Source organism: Pelomonas parva, assembly GCF_043555835.1.
GTDB classification, from domain to species: domain Bacteria; phylum Pseudomonadota; class Gammaproteobacteria; order Burkholderiales; family Burkholderiaceae_C; genus Pelomonas; species Pelomonas parva.
Map to the genome: position 1 here is coordinate 183,940 of NZ_JBIGHV010000009.1, position 19,294 is coordinate 203,233.

Genomic DNA, 19,294 nt, shown 5'->3' on the forward strand with positions numbered 1-19,294 from the left:
CAACACTCAGGATGCAAAGCCAATAGCCGCTGGCAAGAATTGGGTCATCGGCATCAACATTCGCTGGCCCTCCCGCCAAGCCCCATCATGACCATCTCTGCTCGTCACCTGGTGCGCCTGAGTGTTGCCGCCCTTGCCGTGATTGCCATTTTTTCTGGACATGCGTCGCGGGCCGCAGATCTGAAGGTTCTCCTGCCCACCTGGCCAATACAGGACACAGGGCTCCCCTTGTCGGATGCTCAGCTAAAAGTCTGGCGCGACAAGGCGGACTTTTGCCCACGTGTCCAGGGCCACTTCGATGCCTTTCCATCCAAGGGGAACGCTGATGCCGGGGCGGACGTGGGTGACTACCCTACGGCAACTTGCGATGATGGCGACCAGACCTTGTTCAACGGGTTGCTGTGCGCCGCTGGCGTAGCCGAAGGGTGTTCCGGCGTTAAGCAAGCTCAGGCAGCAGACGGGAGATGGTTCCGGTCCCCTGCGCGCCGCCTTCTGTGGGAGCAGCACTGCTTTAGCGCATCACCCCTCACGGGCAACCACTTCCGCGATCGGTGCGCCAACGGGTTCTCACCGGACATGGCACTCGGCGTGCTGCTCTATGTAATGGAGACGGGTGACTCGGCGGCGTATCAACGCTGGTTGAACTGGATCGACGCGTCAATTGATAGCGCCAAACTTTGCAGGCCGGACGATCTAACCGACTGCAAGCCTGTGAAGTGGCCAACTCTTTGCACTCATGACATCGGCTACCGCGCGCCCGATGAGAAGCCCCCCGCCATCGTCATTGACGGCCGCTCAGGAGGCATGTGCTCAATGCGCCCTTTTGACCCGCTGGATTTTTCAGCCGTAACGGAGGCAACGCTGATCACGGTTCCTGCTCGCTATGCCGCCTGGGAAGCGCAGACGCGCGTGCTCGGACAGCAGCTCTTGGCAGGGCTCACGGGAAATCCAGCGATCAGCAGCCTCCCACCTCTGCTGATTATGTCGGCAACCGACAAAGAACATTTTCCTCTTCATCTCGACGCCGCACGCGTCCTCTTGCGCATGCAAATCGCGAACCCCGGCCTGAAGCTTGCCAACTTGCCCTCGATTCCAGAGCCAATGGAATTGATCAAGAGCGTCGCAGGAGGAATGCTCGCGGACGGAACCGATCCAACCTATGTCAATGCTGTAGCGCAGGTCATTGCAAGCCGGGCTCGCTGGAACCCCTTCTATCAACTGCTCGCAGAAGGCCCAACCCCCGCAGTCCGAGCGCTCATCATTGAGAGGTGCCCCAGCGAAACGGACAAAACAACCAAAGACAACTGGATCTGGGAGAAGGACTCTGAGAACGATGGCAATGGCAAGCTGAACAGTATGGGCTGGGACTGCATCTTTGTCGGAAGTCTATATAACCGAATGCTGGTGAAGAAAGACCTGCTGGCGGAGTTTATGGACCTAGTCCTGAAGTTCGCCGATCAGACTGACCAAGCCCTACAAGGCCTGCAGCAAGCCTCTCAGGTAGCCGAGGGCGCGCTTGCATTAACTGAGCAGGGTCTTGAGGAAGCAAACCGCGCTTTGCAGACCGCGACGGACTTTGTCTCGACCGGCTACGCTGCTGCCAAAGCTGAAGTTGATAAGCAATCCTCTGAAACCGCCAACAGATTGAGCAGTATTCAGGCCGAGATTGCAGATATACAGCGTCGAATCGGCGATCTCAGCGCTCAGTTGGCCAACACACCAAAGCAGATCGAGCAAAAGGTGATGGAACAGGCCTGCAATCTCCTAGGCGACCTGTGCCAAGTTGTCGAAAAGATTCAAATGATCACGAATCCAGACTACACCAATGCAGTCAATGCTATTGCCGACTTGAACGGGCAGTTGCTTGATCTGCAGACGAACGCTTTGCGAGAAGTAAATGAGCGTGCCGCCAATCTTGTGGTTGAGGGCACAAATCTGGCAGCCCGATTTGCTGATCTACAGCTAAAGCTGCAGCAAGCATTCTTCGAGACTCAGATAGACGTCGCAAAATTTGCAGTGAGCGAAAGCCGGAAGTCCTTGGCAAAGGCCCGTGAAGAGGTGGGCAAAGCTCGCAAGCTTTACCGCCGCGCTCAAGGGCAACTGGCGGTCTGGCGTAAGCCTTCGAGGGGAAACTGAGATGCGCAGGTCGGGTTTACATCGAAACCTTTTACTTGCCTCGGCACTGCTAAGTCCTGTTGTATCTGTAGCGGCCGAGCATGTGGTCTCGCCAATACGTGCCTGGCTACGACCCAACGTACTCGTTCTTGGGATCGATGATCAAGGCAAAAGCATACTCGTCACGACAAGTTCGCGGTTGTGTGTGCCTCCAGCCGATGGTGGGGTACCCTTGCGAGCGCCGCCTATTGAACTTGAAAGAAGCGGCTTCGTAGGCGTCCAACCAGAAGGAATCCTGCGAGGCTCTAAGCCTATATGCCTAGAGGCTCAAGGTGGTCTTTCAAAGACCTGTTCAGCCGCCGATGCTGAGTGTCTGAGCTCCAGGCCAGTTCTGAAGTACGAGCTTAGCTATCCTCTGAAGCATGAAATACGAGAAGTAGAGGCCAAAGACACTACACCCCCGATTTCCATCGGCAACGGCCAAATTCAATTGAAGATCATTTTTTGCGGTAACCAAGTAGCGAAGGAACGTATTTGTTCTCTGCCGGGAACGCGCCTAGCAAAACTGAGCGCAAGGCTAGAGCCCACGCCGTTGTCTTATGCAGGCGTTGAGTTTGAGTCAGTATCTGGCCAAGCCAATGGCCCATGCGTTGATGTGGTCGCGAGAGGAAGCGGCCAATACTTGGGCAGCCCGCCGCTCTTTCCAGGCGACACGACAAAGCCGCCGCGTTGTCGCGTTTACGACGGGGGAAAGTTAATCATCTCGGTGACGTACAACGACCTGCGGAAGCCTTGACGGCACACTGAAGTGCTTCTTGCGGCTAGATTAAGCGAGCCTCACCGGTCAGCATATTTGCACCAGATGAGGCACAGACCCACGAACTTTGCATTGCCCGCCAAACTCGTAGAGCAAACATGATGCGCAACTGGCTGTCGGCAGGCATGGGCGAATGCAAGAACTTTGAATCACCACACTACCAGGGCCGGCTCAGCGGGCCCTTCCTGGACCGGCTGGACCTGGTCATCGAGGTCGCCGTCATCCCGCCGCGCGAGCTGCAAGACCTGGCACCCGGCGAGACCAGCGCCGTCGTCGCCGAGCGCGTGGCCGAGGCGCGCACGCGGGCGCTGGCACGCCAGGGCATCGCCAATGCACTGCTGCAGGCGCAAGACCTGGCCACGCATGCCGTGCTGGAGCCTGCTGCCAAGGCGCTGCTGGAACGCTCGGCCGAGCGGCTGGGCTGGTCCGCGCGCAGCTTCCATCGCGTGCTGCGCGTGGCCCGCACGGTGGCCGACCTGGCCGGCGCGGCCGAGATCGCCACCGCCCACATGGCCGAGGCCATCCAGATGCGGCGCGGGCTGCCGGGTCCTTAGAACTGTTGATGGCAGGCCGGAGGGGCCGGCCAGATACTCGTCAGCCCCGTCCGCGACCGGGCGAGCCACGCCACTCAAGCCCCGAGGAGCCGCCCATGACGACACCCGCCACCACCGCCGCTGAAAAGAACCAGCGCGCTACCGGCATCACCGTCGCCATCGGCCTCATCACGGTGGTCTTCTTCTTCTCGTTGCTGCTGTCGCGCAAGGACAGCGTGCAGCTCTCGAACCCGATCTGGTTCATCGGCATGCTGGTCATCCTGGCCGCGTCGCTGGCGCTGATCGCGATGGTGTTCCGCTGGCTGGGCCTGGCCGCGCCGGCCGAGGCCTTCGGGCTTCCCGCCGGCTCCGTGCGCACGCTGCTGGCCACCGGCGTCATGGTGCTGTTCGCCGTCTTCGGCCTGCAGACGCTGGCCGTCAATACGGGCCTGGCCGAGCAACCGATGGGCAGCGCGGCGTTCTCCGGCAACGCGGCCGAGCTGCAGGCCGAGGTCGAGCGCTACCGCAAGCTGGGTCTGGCCGCCGTCATCGAGAGCGTCGACGAGAAGGGCGCCAAATTGCGCCTGCACCGCCTGCCCGCGACCAAGTCGGCCGAAGTCATCGACATGGAGAAGCAGATCATCACGGCGCTCATCACGCTGGTCACGTCGGTCGTCAGCTTCTATTTCGGCAGCCGCACCGCCGAGGCCACGCGCGATGGTTCGGGAGCCTCCAAGCTGCCCGACGCCACCGTCGAAGAAATCAAGCGCATCGACACCCAGCTCGACGAGCTGCGCAAGCGCGTCGCCGCGCTGCGCGCCGAGCAGGCCACACCCGGCAACGAAGCCGCGCTGGCCAGCAGCCTCAGCCAGGCCGACACGGAGCTGACGGCGGCCGAGGAAGCCCGCGCCAAGCTCGCCGCCGTCATCAAGGACCTGGGCACCGGCAGCAACACGGCCGAGGCCGCGAGCACGGCCGCCGCCCGCCTGACGGCCGCGCTGGCGACGCTGAGCCAGCAGGTGGCGCAGGCCGAAGCACTTGTCGCGAAAGGTTGATGACCATGCCCAGCACCTATGAAGTGACCGCGACCGCGCTGAACCTGCGCGCCGCACCCCACACCGGCGCCAGCGTGCTGGCCGTGCTGCGCCGCGGGCAGACCTGCGTGGGCAGCGGCGCGGCGGCGGGCGGCTGGCTGCCGGTGTCCTATCTGCAGCAGTCCGGCCATGTGTGGGCCGACTATGTGCGCGCCGTCGACGGCGTCCCCGCGCCGAGCAACCCGCCGCCGGTCGTCGCGCCCGCCCCTACGCCGGTGGCCGGCGGCAGCTGGGTGCCGCTGCCGTCCAACCCGCAGACGCGGCTGAGCGACCCCGCCCAGCTGCATCCGAAGTTCCGCGAGGCGCTCGTCAACCTGCTGGCCAAGGCTGCGGCCGAGGGGCGCCCGTTCCGGCTTTTCGAGGCCTTCCGCACGCCCGAGCGGCAGGCCTGGCTGTACGAGCAGGGCCGCACGCGGCCGGGTGGCATCGTCACCAAGGCCAAGCCCTGGCAGTCCTTCCACCAGTTCGGTCTGGGGGCCGACCTGGTGCTGTTCGTCAACGGCCAGTGGACCTGGAGCGACGCCGGGGTTCTGGGCGAGCACTGGCGGCGCCTGCCGAAGCTGGCGGCCGAGGTGGGGCTGCGGTCGCTGTCATGGGAAGCGCCGCATGTGGAGTGGCCCGTCAACCTGAGCGAAGCGGTCGGCGCCGATCTGCTGGGCAGCGCGGACAACACGTGGATCGATACGCTGTCCAGCGCCTCGGCGCGCTGGCGCGCCTCGGGCCACAGCGGCGGGCCGGACCTGCAGCCGGCGCAGCGACCGGAGCTGGCCTAGGCCCCGCCGCAGCAAAAGCTCAGGTCAGCGGCGTTCGAACCCGTTATCCGTTAAGCGCAGTTCGTCGCCGACGCGCAGGCCCGGATCGGCGCTGCGCTCGAAGCGGCGCAGGCGGCCGTCGCCCTCGCGGGCTTCGATGATCCAGACCGTCGTGCTGCGCTGGCGCTTCTCGATCTCGCGGCCGGCATAGCCGCCGGCGACAGCGCCGCCCACGGTGGCGATCTTCTTGCCCGTGCCGCCGCCGACCTGGTTGCCCAACAGGCCGCCGATGACGGCACCGCCGACGGTACCCAGCGCCGTGGCCTCACCCTCGCGGGTCTCGGTGCGCACGGCGGTCACGCGGGCGCAGCTGCTGCAGCGCTGGTCCACGCGCTGCTGTGGTGCGGGCTGGGCGCGCACCGGCTCGGTCGGCGCCGCGCGGCGCGGTTCGGCCAGGGCGACCTTGGCTGCAGGTGCCGGCGTGATCTCGGCCATGGGCGCGGCCGCAGGTTCGGTCTGCGAGCGGCCGACTGCGTAGGCCCCGCCGAGGAGCGCCGCGACAACGGCAACGCCGGCAACGATCTGGGTGGAACTGACGCTGGGGGTCGACATAAGGTCTCCAAGCTATTTGAGATGACTCACAGCTTGCGCGCCCGCCGCGACCGCCCTTGTAGGACGGAACCGCAGCGCCCGGTCGGTCAGGTAAGCAGATGCTGCAGTTCGTAAATCCCTAGCCCAGCAGGGGCGCCAGCGCGCGGCGCGCTTCGGCTTCCGTCAAGCTGCAGCGCGCAGCCCAGTCGGCCAGTTGGTCGTCACCGATGCGGCCGACGTTGAAATAGGCCGCGTCGGGGTGGGCCAGATAGAAGCCGCTGACGCTGGCAGCCGGCGTCATGGCCATGCTGTCGGTCAGGCCCATGCCGATCTCGTCTGGTGCGAGCACGCGGAACAGGTCGCGCTTGGCGAGGTGGTCCGGGCAGGCCGGGTAGCCGGGTGCGGGGCGGATGCCAGAGTACTTCTCGGCGACGAGGTCGGCGTTGCTCAGTGACTCATCGGCGGCATAGCCCCAGAACTCGCGGCGCACGCGCTCGTGCAGCCACTCGGCGGCGGCCTCCGCGAGCCGGTCGGCAAGCGCCTTGAGCATGATGGCCGAGTAGTCGTCATGCGCGGCGAGGAAGTCCGCCTCCTTCTTGTCGACGCCCAGACCGGCGGTCACGGCAAACATGCCGATGTGGTCGCCACTCTCGGCGACAAAGTCGGACAGGCAGCGGTTGGGCCGCTTCACACCCTCCACCACCGGGCGCTCGCTCTGCATGCGCAGGCCGTGCCAGATCATGGGCGGTTCGCTGCGGATCGCGATGTCGTCGTCGTTGACGCGCGCGGCCGGGTAGAGGCCGAAGACGGCATGCACCTGCAACCAGCGGCCGTCGATGATCTTCTTCAGCATGGCCTGGGCGTCGGCAAACACCTTGCGCGCTTCGGTGCCGACGACGGCGTCATCGAGGATGGCCGGGTAGGGGCCGGCGAGGTCCCAGGTCTGGAAGTAGGGGCCCCAGTCGATGTACTTCGCCAGCTCGGCGAGGTCGAGGTTCTTGAGCACGCGGCGGCCGGTGAACTTGGGCGCGGGCGGCACGCGGCTCAGGTCCAGCTGTGCCTTGTTGGCACGCGCGGCGGCCAGCGTGACCAGCGGCGTCTGCTTCTTGTTGGCGTGCAGCTGGCGGGTCTTCTCCATGTCGGCCTTCAGGTCGGCGATGTAGGCGGCGGCGCGGTCGTCGCTGAGCAGCTCGGTGCACACACCCACGGCGCGTGACGCGTCGGGCACGTAGACGACGGGGCCGTCGTAGTGCGGCGAGATCTTCACGGCGGTGTGCACGCGGCTGGTCGTGGCGCCGCCGATCAGCAGCGGCATGTGGCGTGACGAGAAGTATTCGTCGCGCTGCATCTCGGCGGCGACGTGCTGCATCTCCTCCAGGCTGGGCGTGATCAGGCCGGACAGGCCAATGATGTCCGCGCCCTCGTCCTTGGCCTTCTGCAGGATGTCGCGCGCCGGCACCATGACGCCCATGTTGACGACTTCGTAGTTGTTGCACTGCAGGACCACCGTGACGATGTTCTTGCCGATGTCATGCACGTCGCCCTTGACCGTCGCCATGACGATCTTGCCCTTGGGCTTGGCGTCGCCGCCGCCTTCGATGAGCAGGCGCTTTTCTTCCTCGATGTAGGGCAGCAGATGGGCCACCGCGCTCTTCATCACCCGCGCGCTCTTCACCACCTGCGGCAGGAACATCTTGCCCTGGCCGAACAGGTCGCCGACGACGTTCATGCCGGCCATCAGCGGGCCTTCGATGACGTGCAGCGGCCGGCCGCCACCGGCCGAGATGGCCTGCCAGGCCTCCTCGGTGTCGACGGTGATGAAGTCGGTGATGCCATGCACCAGCGCGTGGCTCAGCCGCTGATTCACGTCGCCCGCGCGCCAGGCCAGGCGGGCCGAGTCGTCCTTGCCGGCGCTCTTGGCGCGGTCGGCGATCTCGATCAGCCGCTCGCCGGCATCAGGGCGGCGGTTCAACACCACGTCTTCGACACGCTCGCGCAGCTCGGCGTCGAGGTCGTCGTACACGCCCACCATGCCGGCGTTGACGATGCCCATGTCCATGCCCGCCTGGATGGCGTGGTACAGGAACACGGTGTGGATGGCCTCGCGCACGGGCTCGTTGCCGCGGAAGCTGAACGACACGTTGCTGACACCGCCCGACACCTTGGCGCCCGGCAGGTTCTGCTTGATCCAGCGCGTGGCCTCGATGAAGTCCACCGCGTAGTTGTCGTGCTCCTCGATGCCGGTGGCGATGGCGAAGATGTTGGGGTCGAAGATGACGTCCTCGGGCGGGAAGTCCACCTCGTCGACGAGGAAGCGATAGGCCCGCTCGCAGATCTCGGTCTTGCGCGCGAAGGTGTCGGCCTGGCCCTGCTCATCGAAGGCCATGACGACGGCCGCTGCGCCATAGCGCTTGACCAGCTTCGCCTGGCGCTTGAACTCCGCCTCGCCTTCCTTCAGCGAGATGGAGTTGACGATGCCCTTGCCCTGGATGCACTTCAGGCCGGCCTCGATGACGCTCCACTTGGACGAGTCGATCATGATCGGCACGCGCGCGATCTCGGGCTCGCCGGCGATCAGGTTCAGGAAGCGCACCATGGCCGCCTGGCTGTCCAGCATGGCCTCGTCCATGTTGATGTCGATGACCTGGGCGCCGTTCTCGACCTGCTGGCGGGCCACTGCCAGCGCCTGCTCGAACTCCCCCGCGAGGATCATGCGGGCGAAGGCCTTGGAGCCGGTGACGTTGGTGCGCTCGCCGATGTTGACGAACAGGCTGGACGCGTCGATGGCGACGGGTTCCAGGCCGGAGAGCTTCAGAGGGGGCGGGGCGGTGGTCATCGACGGACTCGTGCAGAGGGACGATGAGCGCGGTTCGGGAAACGATCCGAGCCTGGCGGGTCAAACCCGTCGCAGCGCTCCTCGGATGAGCCGGGAATTCTACGCAGCCGGCCCTTCGCCGTGGTTCAACCAGCACTTGCTCGCCCCTCTGGCCGTTACAGAATCCGCGCATTCATGGCCTCTGACCTCATCCCTCTGCCTGCCCGCACGCTGCGGCTGGGCATGACGCTGCCCTACAACCTCTTCGACGCCAACGGCAAGCTGCTGTTCGCACGCGGCCAGGTGCTGCGCGACTCGCCGTTGGTGCGCAGCCTCGTGGACGGCAGCGCCTGGGTGCATGCCGACGAAACGGTGGAGTACCAGCGCGCGCTGGCCCACAGGCTGGACACGCTGGTCATGCAGGACGTGCCGCTGTCCGACATCGTCAAGGCGGACGCCAGCTTTCGCCTGGATGCGCAGGCCGCGCCCAAAGCCGAGCAGGGGCCGCGCGAGGCCTGGTCGGACCTGCTGCTGCACACCCACAGCCTGCTGCGCGAGGCCGAGCCCGTCGACTTCCCCGGCCGCCTGGCCCAGTTGCGCGACGCCGCGCTGAAGCGCCTGCACGCCCACCCGGACGCGACGCTGATGCTGCACGTGTTCGAGAGCAGCCAGGAGTTCGGCGACTACAGCGCGCGGCATGCGCTGCTGACGCTGCTGCTGTGCGACCTCGTCGCACGCCAGCTGCAGCTGGACCCCGCCCTGATCGCATCCCTGCACGGCGCCGCAATGACGATGAACTACGGCGCCGGTGCCGCCCATGACCGCCTCGCAGCGCAGGCCGACCCCGCCACGCCGGCCCAGCGCCAGGCCTTGTCCGCCCACGGCGACCGTGCTGCGGCGCGGCTGGCTGCAGCCGGCGTGACCGACCCGACCTGGCTGACCGCCGTCCGCCTGCACCACGACGCCGGCCCCGGCCCGCTGGCCGCGCGTGGCGATGGTCAGAAGCTGGCGCGGCTGCTGCGCCGCATCGACCTCTTCGGCGCCCGCCTGTCGCCGCGCCGCAGCCGCGTGGCGATGAGCGGCGCCGCCGCCGCCCGCGCCGTCTTCCTGGACGAACTGGGCCAGCCCGACGAAGCCGGCGCCGCCCTCATCAAGACCGTGGGCCTGTACCCGCCGGGCAGCATCGTGCGGCTGGCCAACGGCGAGATCGGCGTCGTCTTCAAGCGCGGCTTCAGCGCCAACGAACCGCTGGTGGCCGCGCTGATCGGCAAGAGCGGCAGCCCGCTGAGCAACCCGGTGCCGCGCGACACACGGCTGGCCGCACAGGCCATCGCAGCCAGCTTGGCACCGGCGGAGCTGAAGCTGCGGGTCAATCTGGAAGCGCTGCTCAAGCTCTGAGCGCGGCTGATTCCACGACAAGGGCGGCCCTCGGGTCGCCCTTGTTCATTCCGGCACTTGCATTCGCCGAACTGTGCAGATATTCTGTGTATACACATTATGCACAGCAGTCTTTTCATCTCGCAGACCGACGCGAGGCCCATGTACCTCCAGATCGTGGAGCAGATCCGCCAGCGCGTCGCCGCCGGAGACTGGCCGGCCGGGCAGGAGCTGCCGTCCATCCGGGCGCTGGCGGCGGACCTGCGGGTCAGCGTCATCACCGTCAAGCGGGCCTATCTGGACCTGGAGGCGGAGGGCGTCATCGTCACCCGCCACGGCAAGGGCTCCTTCGTGGCGGACGCACAAGGCCTGGCCATGGACATGCGCCTGGCCCAGCTCGATACCCACCTCGCCGCTGCCGGCGAGATCGCCCGGTCCCTCTCCATGCCCGAGCCCGAACTGATCCAACGACTGCGCGCAGCGCTGAACCAGGAGGCCGACGAATGAAGGCCATCGAAATGAACGGCGTGCGCAAGGCGTTCCGCTTCTTCACGCTGGAAGACGTGTCCCTGGACCTGGACCACGGCCAGATCATGGGCCTCGTGGGCCCCAACGGCGCCGGCAAGAGCACCACCATCCGGTTGCTGATGGGCCTGCTCACGGCCGACGCCGGCAGCATCCGCCTGCTGGGCCACGACATGCCGCGCCACCAGGCCGCCGCCAAGGCCGACGTGGGCTTCGTCAGCGACGACATGAAGCTGCTGCCGCAGGCGACGCTCGCCTGGCACATGGACTTCGTCGCCTCCATCTACCCCGGCTGGGACGCGGCCTACGCGGCCAAGCTGCTGAAGCGCTTTGGCCTGCATGCGGGGCAGACGGCCAAGAGCCTGTCCACCGGCGAGCAGGCCAAGGCCTTGCTGCTGCTGGCCCTGGCCCGCCGCCCGCGCCTGCTGGTGCTGGACGAGCCGACGTCGGGGCTGGACCCGGTCGCCCGGCACGAGCTGCTGACCGAGTTCATGGACGTGCTGCGTGACGACAGCCGCTCCATCCTGTTCTCGTCGCACAACACGCTGGATGTGGAACGCATCTCCGATCGCATCACCTTCATCGACCGCGGCCGCGTCGTGGCGTCCGACAACAAGGAAGACTTCCTCGAACGCTGGCGCACGCTGCGGCTGAGGATGCCTAACGGCGCACCTGATTGGCAGCTGCCCGAAATCGTCCACCGCGACATCGACGGCCCCAACGTGACGCTGACCGTCGATGGTTTCAGCGACGACTTCCTCGCCCGCCTTGGCGCGCCCGTGCAGGAAGTGCATCGCATGAGCCTGGAAGAAGTCTTCGTCGCCACGGTGATGCACAGCCGGGAGGCGCGGCCATGAACCTGCTCACCGCCAAGCTCATCGCCAAGGAGCTGTATCTCTACCGCTGGCTGCTCGTCGGCGTCACCGGCGCCGGCCTCGCTTCGCTGTTGCCGGCAGGCAGCGGCGAGTTCGGCTTCAACATCGGTTTCCTCGTCTGGCTGACGGCCATCATCGCGTTGGGCGTCATGTTGGCGTTGTTCGGCGTGTCCTCCGAGCGCAAGGAGCGCTCGCTGCTGTTCATCCTCAGCCTGCCGCTGTCGCCCGCCGACTATGTGCGCGCCAAGCTGCTGGGCCTGCTCGCGTGCTTCCTGCTGCCCTGGGCGGCGCTGAGCGCCGGCGCCGTGGGGCTGGTGCTGGTCATGCCCGGTATCGCCGACGGCCTGCTGCCCTACACGGTGCTGCTCTGCGTCTTCCTGCTGATGAACTTCGCGGTGGTGCTGTGCGCCGTGCTGCACGTCAGCTCCGAGGCCGGCATGGGCGGCGTCATCGTCCTCACCAACATGTCGGTGTCCCTCTTCATGATGGGCATCGGTCGCATCCCTGAAATCGGCGCTCACATGGGCAAGTCAGACGCCGTCTGGAACACGCCCTTCTGGCTGCTGCTCGCAGCCGAACTGGCCATCACGCTGATCGCGCTGGCCCTGCCTCTCCTCTTTGCGGCACGCCGCCGCGATTTCCTCTAAGGAAAGTTCATGACCCACCACCCCAACGGCGAGAGGCTGCACGCCCTCGACGCAGTGCGGAGCTTTGCCCTTTTGCTGGGCGTCGCCTTCCACGCCAGCATGTCCTTCATCCCCGGCATCCCGAAAGGCCTCTGGGCGATGAGCGACAACTCGCCCAGCGCCTTCCTGGGCGATGCGGGCTTCGTTGCGCACAGCTTCCGCATGACGCTCTTCTTCTTCATCGCCGGCTACTTCGCGCGGCTGCTGCATCAGAAGGTCGGCACCGCCGGCTTCTGGGCCAACCGCGGCAAGCGCATCGCCGTGCCCATGGTCGCCGGCTGGCCGCTGCTGTTCGTCGCCATCATCTTCGTGTGGGGGCTGGGCATGCAGAAGGTCTTCAACGGCGCACCGCCCGCGCCACCCGAGATGTCCAAGGAGTTCGGCTCGCTGCCGCTCTTCCACCTGTGGTTCCTGTACCAGCTGCTGTGGCTGTATGCCGGTGCACTGCTGGTGCGCGCGGCCATCGCGGCGCTGGACCGGGGCCAGGTGTTGCGTGGCTGGCTGGACCGCGTCGTCACCGGCGCTGTGCGCTGGCCGGCCGGCGCGCTGCTGCTGGGCCTGCCGCTGGCGGCCTGCCTGCTGTCGCTGCCGATGTGGATGCCTTGGGTCGGCATCCCCACGCCGGACCAGTCGCTGATCCCGCAACTGCCCGCCACCGTGGGCTTCGGCACGGCCTTCGCGTTCGGCTGGCTGGTGCATCGCGCGCCGGGCGCGCTGACGGCGCTGGGCGCACGCTGGCCGCTGCACCTGGCACTGGCCGTGGCGTCCTCTGCCGTGTGCCTCTACATCCTGAAGACCCAGCCGCCGTTCGGCATGCCCGATCAACCCAAGCTGATCTTCGCGCTGTCCTTTGTCGCCTCCGCCTGGTCCTGGAGCTTCGCGATCACGGGCCTGGCACTGCGCTTACTGTCCGGCCACAGCCCGGCGTTGCGCTACATCGCCGATGCCTCGTACTGGATCTACCTGGTGCACCTGCCGCTGGTCATGGCGCTGCAGGTCTGGGTGGGCGACTGGCCGCTGCACTGGGGCGTGAAGTTCCCATTCATCGTGCTGACCAGCCTGGCCGTCCTGCTGCTGAGCTACCACTGGCTCGTTCGCTCGACCGTCATCGGCAAGCTGCTCAACGGCCGGGCCTATCCGCGCCGCGCCGTGGCCACGCCGGTTGAACCGCAGGCGGACGACGAGGTCGTCGCGTCGCTGCGCGGCGTGTCCAAACGCTACGGCAAGCTGGACGCGCTGACCACGGTCGACCTGGAACTCAAGCGCGGCGAGCTGCTCGCGCTGCTGGGGCCCAACGGCGCCGGCAAATCCACCGCCATCTCGCTGTGGCTGGGCCTGCACGACGCCGACGTCGGCATCGTCAAGCTGCTCGGTGGCTCGCCGCAGGAGATCGCGCGGCGCCAGGGGCTGGGCGTCATGATGCAGGACGTCGAGCTGCCGAAAGACCTCAAGGTGCACGAGCTGGTGGCCTTGTCCGCCAGCTACTACCAACGCCCGCTGAGCGTGAAGGACGCGCTGGACCGCGCCGGCGTCACGGCGCTGGCCAACCGGCCCTACGGCCAGCTCTCCGGCGGCCAGAAGCGCCAGGTGCAGTTCGCCATCGCCATCTGCGGTCAGCCACGCGTGCTGTTCCTGGACGAGCCCACCGTGGGCCTCGACATCCAGGCCCGTGAAGTGATGTGGGCCAACATCCGCGCGCTGTTGCGCGAGGGCTGCTCCATCCTGCTGACGACGCACTACCTCGAAGAAGCCGAGGCGCTGGCGACGCGCGTGGCGGTGCTCGGCAAGGGCCGCGTCATCGCCTCGGGCAGCGTGGCCGAGATGCGTGCGCTGGTGTCGCGCCGGCACATCCGCTGCGAGACGACGACGGCCGCGAACGAGGTGCGCGGCTGGCCGGGCGTCGTCGACGTGTCCACCGACCAGGCGCAGCTGCACATCGTCGCCACCGATGCCGAGGCCGTCGTGCGCGGCCTGCTCGCGGCCGACCCCCGACTCTCCCGCCTGGAAGTGAAGCAGGCTGGGCTCAACGACGCATTCAACGCACTCACCCAGGAGGCCGCATGACCGCCTTGACTCACCCCTTGCACGTCGCAACACCGAAGCACCGGGCATCGCCCTACGCCGTCGAGATCCGCCTCGAACTGCTGCGCCTGATCCGCTCACCGGCCTTCGCGCTGCCGATGTTCGTGCTGCCCGTGGCGCTCTACCTGCTGTTCGCCTTCGCGGTTGCCGGCGAGCAGACCGCCAAGGACCCGGACGCCGCGCGCTTCATGTTCGCCGGCTTCTCGCTGATGGCCGTGACCATGGCCGCCGTGTTCGCCACCTGCCCGTCCATCGCGCTGGAGCGCGAGCTGGGCCTGCTGACGCTCAAGCGCGCCCAGCCCGCGCCGCCCGGTGCCTGGCTCACGGCCAAGATCGTGGCCGGCGTCGTCACGGGTGCCATCGCCTACCTGCCCATCCTGGCCGTCACCGCCGTCAGCGGCCAGGCCCAGTTGAGTGCCGGCCAGCTCGCCGCCATGAGCGCCGTGCTCATCGCCGGCGCGATCCCCTTTTGCGCGCTGGGCCTGATGGTGGGCGCGCTGGCCAGCGGCAGCGCCGCACCGGCCTACGCCCACCTGCTCTACCTGCCGGGGCTCTACCTGTCGGGCGTGTTCTTCCCGCTGCCCAAGTCCATGTACTTCCAGGCCCCGTTCTGGCCCCAGTTCCACCTCAACCAGCTCGTCTTCGCGGCGGGTGACGTGAGCAAGTTCCGCTACATCGGGCCGGAGATGGCGTTCGCCGTGCTGCTGGGCTTCACGGTGCTGTGCGGGGGCATCGCCATGTACCGCCTGAAGCGGCGCGGATGACGCTCACGCGGCGAACCACGCTCGCTGGATTGGCGGCGCTGGCGGGCTGCGCCCACCTGAGCCCCGCGCCCGCCACGCTGCCCGATGCCCTGGCCGAATCCGTCGGCAACGGCCTCGACGGCCTCATCGTCTACGTGGACCGCAAGGGCAGCGCGCCGCAGTCCTGTGCGGCAGGCTGGAAGGACCGGGCGAGCCAGATGCCCAGCGACCCGCAGGCGCTGTTCAAGATCGCCAGCATCAGCAAGCTCTACATCGCGGCTGCGGCCGCCAAGCTGGTGGCGGGCCGGCGGCTGTCGCTGGACGGCACGCTGGCCGATGACCTGCCCGACCTCGCGCAGGGCATCGCCAACGCCGACCGCATCACGCTGAAGCAGCTGCTGCAGCACCGCAGCGGCCTGTTCAACATCACCGACGCGCCGCAGTTCCCGTGGTTCGCCCCGCTGCCGGACCCGGCCGGCTACCTGGCGCTGGCGCGAGGCCGGCCAGCGCTGTTCGAGCCCGGCACACGCCATCACTACTCGAACACCAACTACCTGCTCATCGGCGCCCTGCTCGACCGCAAGCTGGGCCACAGCCATCAGCGCTACATCGAGCAGGCGCTGCTGGCGCCGCTAGGGCTGACGCACACCTACGCGCGAGTGACCCTGGCCGACGCCGCCAACCTCGTCAGCGGCCACCACCCCGCCCACGCCGGCGACCTGAAGACCGTGGACTACCCGGTGCCGGGCGGCTCCATGGTCGCGACGGCTCAGGACGTGGGCGTCTTCCTGCGCGCCCTGCGCGACGGCGTGCTGCTGACGGCGGACGAGCAGGCCATCTATTCATCCGTCTCGGTATACGAGCACACCGGCCTGCTGCCGGGCTACCTGAGCATCGCGCGCCATCACCGCGACCTGGACGCCGTCGTCGTGCTGTTCGCCAACACCAGCGCCGCGAGCGCCTGGGGGCAGATCGAGGCGGCACACAGCCGAGTCGTCAGGGTCCTGAGCGCGCAGCGGCCACCCGCGCGCTCGTGATTGCCGAGGATCAGCGCTGAGCCGAGCCACTGGCCGAAGCATCCAGCGCCACCGAACGGTCGGCGCGTGAGGCCTTGGCGGAAGCGCTGCCCGAGGCCTGGCCGTTGCGGCCGGCGGCTTCGGTGGCGACGGCGCTCGTCAGGCCCGTGTCGCTGGCCGCCACCGGCGCAGCAGGTGCCTTCGTGGTGGGCGTGGCCGGGGCCGTGGTCGCTGTCGGCGTGGTGGCAGGTGTCGCCGGCTGGCTCAGCGTGCCGCTCACGTTCCCATTCGCGCTGCCTGAGCCGTTGCTGGCCGCTGCCCCGACCTGATCCTTCAAGCCCTGGGGCGTCGACTTCACGTTGCCCGCAGCATCACCGGCCGCAGTCTTCACGTCATCGACCTTGCCCTGCACGGCGGTCCTGGCGTCGCTGGCCTGCGACCTGGTCTTGTCGACGGCGCCCTTGAACAGCGAGCCATTGGCATTGGCCGAGCCGGCGGCGTTGCCTGCAATGTCGAGCTGACGGGGTGACAGGGCGCCAGTCAGGCCACCCGTGAGGCCGCCACCGGCACCGCCGCCAAGCAGGCCGGCAGCGTGGGCGTTGGGGGCCAGCAGCGCAGCCGCCACGGCGGCGATGCTCAGCGTGGTGCGAAGAACTGGGGTGCGACGGGTTGCAGACATGATGAATCTCCGAAGGTGGTGGTTGTGTCTGAAGAGCCAGCCTTTCCGGCCCTTTCACTGAGTACAACGACCGTCGTCGAAACATCCTTCCCGGCGCAGGTGCAACGGTGTGTTTCAGCGGTTCTGCCGCGCCTGCAATTGATCGGGCACCACGCGCAAGTCCTCGGCGATGAGGCCTCGGCCGAACACCGGGTCACGACCCGGAGCGCCCAGATCCACGGCGTTCGACGCCAGCCGCTCGACTGCCACAGCCGCTACCGCCGCATCCGGCTCGCGCAGCGCCACCGCCAGCAGCCCGGCCACCAGCGGCGCCGCGAACGACGTGCCGCGCGCCACGCCGTAACCACCGCCGCTGCGCGCCACGGCCATCTCGGCGCCGGGTGCGGCCCACATCACCTGCGGCCCCTGCGCCGCCTCGGGCAGCACGCGGCGCGAGGCGTTCACGCCCGTCACGCCGACCACGCCGGCATAGGCCGCCGGATACAGCGGCGGCGCGGCCGGGCCATCGTTGCCCACCGCCGCCACGAGCAGGTGCCCGCGCTTCACCAGCGCCGCGACGCCCTGCTCCAGCAGCCGATTCTGCGGGCCGACCAAGCTGACGTTGACGACGGCGACACGCTCGCGCGCCATCCAGGCCAGCGCGCGCACGACGGCTTCGGCCGAACCGCCGTCGGGCTGGTCGCAGTACACATCGGCGGCAAAGAGTTCCGCCTTTGCCGCCGCTCCCGAAAAGCCGCGGTCGCGGCCGACGAGCAGGGACGCGACGGCCGTGCCGTGCTCGCTGGGCACCGCGTTGCAGCCGCAACCGAAGCTGCCGCCGCCCGCATGGCGCAGCGCCGCGTGGCGCCGGTCCACACCGCCGTCGACAAGGCCCACGCGGATGGGGCCGGCGGGCTTCACCGTGCCGCCCGCGCCGAACGCCACATCGCCGCTGCGTGAATAGAGGTGGTTGAAGTCCGCTTGCAGCGCCGGCTGGGCCGCGCGCAGCTTCGCCAGCGCCTCGGCGGTATCCAGCCCGTCGGGCACGCGCAGCACGACCTGGCGCAGGTCCAGCTCGGGCCAGCTCTCCTCGCGCAGCTTGACGAGGCCCAGCAACGCTGCAGCCGCCAGCGCCGCGTCGCTGGGCGACACCAGCAGCAACTCGCGGCGGCGGATGGGCTCGCCGGCGGGATCGGCCTCGATGAGGTCGCGGTGTCGCGTCAGCAGTTCACGCGCATTCGTCACACGCTGGTCCAGCAGCCGCGACGTCGACGACAGGATCTCGGGCAGGGGCTGGACCACGCGATCCAAGACGCCCGGCAGGCGCGACACGCCAGGCAGCTGCGGCAATTGCGGCAGGCGCAGCTGGGCCTGCACGGCGCCGCTCAGCGCGGCAAGAACAGACAGGACAAGGGCAGGTTTCATGGAAATCGCAGGCTAGTGACGAGGATAACGAGCGAGGTCGGGAAGAAAATCCATGCCTCGCCCGTTGTCCCTGTATCGATGCCCGCTCCCCCCTCCGAACTTCGCCAGGAGATTGCCGCCCTGCTGCCGCGGCTGCGCCGGTTCGGCCGCACGCTGGCCTACTCCCCCGAAGACGCCGACGACCTCGTGCAGGTCGCCATCGAGAAGGCCCTGACCCGCACCGACCAGTGGGCGCCTGGAACGCGCCTGGACAGCTGGATGTTTCGCATCATGCAGAACGCGTGGATTGACGAGCTGAGGGCGCGCGAGCGGCGCGGTCAGACCTTCCTGCCCGAGGAGGAAGGCGAGCACGTGGGTGACGGCGCGGCCACGGGCGCGCCGCTCGACGCCATCCTCGTGCGCAAGGCCGTGGCCAAGCTCAGCGAGGAGCACCGCACGGTGGTGGGCCTGGTGCTGGTGGAAGGCCTGAGCTATCAAGAAGCCGCCGAGACGCTGGGCGTGCCGGTCGGCACCGTCACAAGTCGCGTGGCCCGTGCCCGCGAGGCGCTGCAGGAGTTGCTGGGAGAGTGGCCATGAATCTGGATGAAGACCAACTGAAGGCCGAGCGCCGCCGCTTGTCTGCGGCTTTCGACGGTGTGTTGAGCGAGCCCGTGCCTGACCGGCTGACGGCGCTGCTGGCCGAGCCGGTGCCTCAGGTCGTCGACCTCGGCGCGATGCGCGCGCAGCGGCGCGGCATGTCGAACTGGGCCGCCTGGGGCGGCATGGCGGCCACGCTGGTGCTGGGCACGTTGATCGGCACGCGGCTGGCTCCACCGGGGATGGACGAGGCAGGCCGGGTGCTTGTCACGGGCGACATCGACGAGGCGCTGAACAGGCACCTCGCCAGCTTCTCACCCGACGCGGTCAACGTACAAGTGAGCTTCAAGGCCAAGGACGGCCGCTATTGCCGCACGTTCTCAACGGATGCGTCGGCGGGTCTGGCCTGTCGCCAGCCGGATGGCGCCTGGGTCCTGAAGCACCTGGCCGCCTTGCCCGCGTCCGGCGGCGCGATGCGGCAGGCGGCGAGCAGCCTGCCAGCCTCCGTACTGGCGGCCGTGGACGAAACCATCGCGGGCGAGGCTTTGAACGCCGCGCAGGAGCAGGCGGCGCGCGACGCCGGCTGGAAGCACTGACCGGCCCGATAGGATGCA

The 19,294-nt window shown here is 67.7% G+C and carries 17 protein-coding genes and 1 riboswitch; of the genes, 13 read left to right on the plus strand and 4 right to left on the minus strand.

The features are described 5' to 3' along the window. Positions 1-87: 87 nt before the first annotated feature. The 4 genes from ACG00Y_RS22695 (at position 88) to ACG00Y_RS22710 (ending at position 5,332) form a co-directional block, all read left to right on the plus strand. The gene (locus ACG00Y_RS22695; RefSeq protein ID WP_394482841.1) at positions 88-2,136 is read left to right on the plus strand and encodes a hypothetical protein; all 2,049 of its coding nucleotides are present in this window, start codon (positions 88-90) and stop codon (positions 2,134-2,136) included. Positions 2,137-3,030: 894 nt separating this feature from the next. Beyond that, positions 3,031-3,486, plus strand: coding sequence for a magnesium chelatase subunit ChlI family protein (locus ACG00Y_RS22700; protein WP_394482843.1), 456 nt, complete (start codon positions 3,031-3,033; stop codon positions 3,484-3,486). A 95-nt stretch (positions 3,487-3,581) separates the two neighbouring features. Then, positions 3,582-4,520, plus strand: a complete 939-nt coding sequence (locus ACG00Y_RS22705) for a hypothetical protein (RefSeq protein ID WP_394482845.1) — start codon at positions 3,582-3,584, stop codon at positions 4,518-4,520. A gap of 5 nt (positions 4,521-4,525) precedes the next feature. Further along, positions 4,526-5,332: a D-alanyl-D-alanine carboxypeptidase family protein gene (locus tag ACG00Y_RS22710; RefSeq protein ID WP_394482847.1), complete on the plus strand. Its 807-nt coding sequence runs from the start codon at positions 4,526-4,528 to the stop codon at positions 5,330-5,332. A 24-nt stretch (positions 5,333-5,356) separates the two neighbouring features. Here the strand turns inward: ACG00Y_RS22710 and ACG00Y_RS22715 are convergent, their stop codons facing one another. Both ACG00Y_RS22715 and metH read right to left on the minus strand, forming a co-directional pair. After that, positions 5,357-5,923, minus strand: coding sequence for an outer membrane lipoprotein (locus tag ACG00Y_RS22715; RefSeq protein ID WP_394482849.1), 567 nt, complete (start codon positions 5,921-5,923; stop codon positions 5,357-5,359). 118 nt (positions 5,924-6,041) lie between these two features. Continuing rightward, the gene (metH, locus tag ACG00Y_RS22720) at positions 6,042-8,738 is read right to left on the minus strand and encodes a methionine synthase (RefSeq protein ID WP_394482851.1); all 2,697 of its coding nucleotides are present in this window, start codon (positions 8,736-8,738) and stop codon (positions 6,042-6,044) included. Between the two features lie 18 nt (positions 8,739-8,756). Further along, a riboswitch (S-adenosyl-L-homocysteine riboswitch) is annotated at positions 8,757-8,827 on the minus strand. An 85-nt stretch (positions 8,828-8,912) separates the two neighbouring features. On the opposite strand from metH, the gene ACG00Y_RS22725 reads away from it, so the two are divergent. The 7 genes from ACG00Y_RS22725 (at position 8,913) to ACG00Y_RS22755 (ending at position 16,042) form a co-directional block, all read left to right on the plus strand. After that, on the plus strand, positions 8,913-10,115 hold the full coding sequence (locus tag ACG00Y_RS22725; protein ID WP_394482853.1) for an HD-GYP domain-containing protein: 1,203 nt from the start codon (positions 8,913-8,915) through the stop codon (positions 10,113-10,115). A gap of 141 nt (positions 10,116-10,256) precedes the next feature. Further along, positions 10,257-10,601 (plus strand): GntR family transcriptional regulator, encoded by a 345-nt coding sequence (locus ACG00Y_RS22730; RefSeq protein ID WP_394482854.1) that lies wholly within the window; start codon positions 10,257-10,259, stop codon positions 10,599-10,601. After that, entirely contained in the window at positions 10,598-11,476 is an 879-nt protein-coding gene (locus tag ACG00Y_RS22735; protein WP_394482855.1) for an ABC transporter ATP-binding protein, read from the plus strand. Before ACG00Y_RS22730 ends, ACG00Y_RS22735 begins: the two co-directional genes overlap by 4 nt. Further along, on the plus strand, positions 11,473-12,141 hold the full coding sequence (locus ACG00Y_RS22740) for a hypothetical protein (protein WP_394482857.1): 669 nt from the start codon (positions 11,473-11,475) through the stop codon (positions 12,139-12,141). The genes ACG00Y_RS22735 and ACG00Y_RS22740 overlap by 4 nt, the downstream gene beginning before the upstream one ends. Positions 12,142-12,150: 9 nt before the next feature. Further along, positions 12,151-14,244: an ATP-binding cassette domain-containing protein gene (locus tag ACG00Y_RS22745; RefSeq protein ID WP_394482859.1), complete on the plus strand. Its 2,094-nt coding sequence runs from the start codon at positions 12,151-12,153 to the stop codon at positions 14,242-14,244. Continuing rightward, complete coding sequence (locus ACG00Y_RS22750) at positions 14,241-15,026, plus strand: ABC transporter permease (protein ID WP_394482861.1); 786 nt, start codon at positions 14,241-14,243, stop codon at positions 15,024-15,026. The genes ACG00Y_RS22745 and ACG00Y_RS22750 overlap by 4 nt, the downstream gene beginning before the upstream one ends. Further along, positions 15,023-16,042, plus strand: a complete 1,020-nt coding sequence (locus tag ACG00Y_RS22755) for a serine hydrolase domain-containing protein (RefSeq protein WP_394482863.1) — start codon at positions 15,023-15,025, stop codon at positions 16,040-16,042. Before ACG00Y_RS22750 ends, ACG00Y_RS22755 begins: the two co-directional genes overlap by 4 nt. 10 nt (positions 16,043-16,052) lie before the next feature. On the opposite strand, the gene ACG00Y_RS22760 is transcribed toward ACG00Y_RS22755, so the two are convergent. Further along, positions 16,053-16,700: a hypothetical protein gene (locus ACG00Y_RS22760; protein ID WP_394482865.1), complete on the minus strand. Its 648-nt coding sequence runs from the start codon at positions 16,698-16,700 to the stop codon at positions 16,053-16,055. A gap of 114 nt (positions 16,701-16,814) precedes the next feature. After that, entirely contained in the window at positions 16,815-18,104 is a 1,290-nt protein-coding gene (locus tag ACG00Y_RS22765) for a S8 family serine peptidase (RefSeq protein WP_394482867.1), read from the minus strand. Between the two features lie 78 nt (positions 18,105-18,182). On the opposite strand from ACG00Y_RS22765, the gene ACG00Y_RS22770 reads away from it, so the two are divergent. Then, positions 18,183-18,680 (plus strand): RNA polymerase sigma factor, encoded by a 498-nt coding sequence (locus ACG00Y_RS22770; protein WP_394482868.1) that lies wholly within the window; start codon positions 18,183-18,185, stop codon positions 18,678-18,680. Next, the gene (locus ACG00Y_RS22775; RefSeq protein ID WP_394482870.1) at positions 18,677-19,276 is read left to right on the plus strand and encodes a hypothetical protein; all 600 of its coding nucleotides are present in this window, start codon (positions 18,677-18,679) and stop codon (positions 19,274-19,276) included. The genes ACG00Y_RS22770 and ACG00Y_RS22775 overlap by 4 nt, the downstream gene beginning before the upstream one ends. Positions 19,277-19,294: the final 18 nt, after the last annotated feature.

Excerpts from the sequence above, each read along its gene's own strand:
- ACG00Y_RS22740 (WP_394482857.1), top strand. The coding sequence starts at position 11,473 with ATGAACCTGCTCACCGCCAAGCTCATCGCCAAGGAGCTGTATCTCTAC.
- ACG00Y_RS22775 (WP_394482870.1), top strand. The coding sequence starts at position 18,677 with ATGAATCTGGATGAAGACCAACTGAAGGCCGAGCGCCGCCGCTTGTCT.
- ACG00Y_RS22715 (WP_394482849.1), bottom strand. The coding sequence starts at position 5,923 with ATGTCGACCCCCAGCGTCAGTTCCACCCAGATCGTTGCCGGCGTTGCC.
- ACG00Y_RS22705 (WP_394482845.1), top strand. The coding sequence starts at position 3,582 with ATGACGACACCCGCCACCACCGCCGCTGAAAAGAACCAGCGCGCTACC.
- ACG00Y_RS22755 (WP_394482863.1), top strand. The coding sequence starts at position 15,023 with ATGACGCTCACGCGGCGAACCACGCTCGCTGGATTGGCGGCGCTGGCG.
- ACG00Y_RS22770 (WP_394482868.1), top strand. The coding sequence starts at position 18,183 with ATGCCCGCTCCCCCCTCCGAACTTCGCCAGGAGATTGCCGCCCTGCTG.
- metH (WP_394482851.1), bottom strand. The coding sequence starts at position 8,738 with ATGACCACCGCCCCGCCCCCTCTGAAGCTCTCCGGCCTGGAACCCGTC.
- ACG00Y_RS22710 (WP_394482847.1), top strand. The coding sequence starts at position 4,526 with ATGCCCAGCACCTATGAAGTGACCGCGACCGCGCTGAACCTGCGCGCC.
- ACG00Y_RS22765 (WP_394482867.1), bottom strand. The coding sequence starts at position 18,104 with ATGAAACCTGCCCTTGTCCTGTCTGTTCTTGCCGCGCTGAGCGGCGCC.
- ACG00Y_RS22750 (WP_394482861.1), top strand. The coding sequence starts at position 14,241 with ATGACCGCCTTGACTCACCCCTTGCACGTCGCAACACCGAAGCACCGG.
- ACG00Y_RS22725 (WP_394482853.1), top strand. The coding sequence starts at position 8,913 with ATGGCCTCTGACCTCATCCCTCTGCCTGCCCGCACGCTGCGGCTGGGC.
- ACG00Y_RS22695 (WP_394482841.1), top strand. The coding sequence starts at position 88 with ATGACCATCTCTGCTCGTCACCTGGTGCGCCTGAGTGTTGCCGCCCTT.
- ACG00Y_RS22745 (WP_394482859.1), top strand. The coding sequence starts at position 12,151 with ATGACCCACCACCCCAACGGCGAGAGGCTGCACGCCCTCGACGCAGTG.
- ACG00Y_RS22700 (WP_394482843.1), top strand. The coding sequence starts at position 3,031 with ATGATGCGCAACTGGCTGTCGGCAGGCATGGGCGAATGCAAGAACTTT.
- ACG00Y_RS22760 (WP_394482865.1), bottom strand. The coding sequence starts at position 16,700 with ATGTCTGCAACCCGTCGCACCCCAGTTCTTCGCACCACGCTGAGCATC.
- ACG00Y_RS22735 (WP_394482855.1), top strand. The coding sequence starts at position 10,598 with ATGAAGGCCATCGAAATGAACGGCGTGCGCAAGGCGTTCCGCTTCTTC.
- ACG00Y_RS22730 (WP_394482854.1), top strand. The coding sequence starts at position 10,257 with ATGTACCTCCAGATCGTGGAGCAGATCCGCCAGCGCGTCGCCGCCGGA.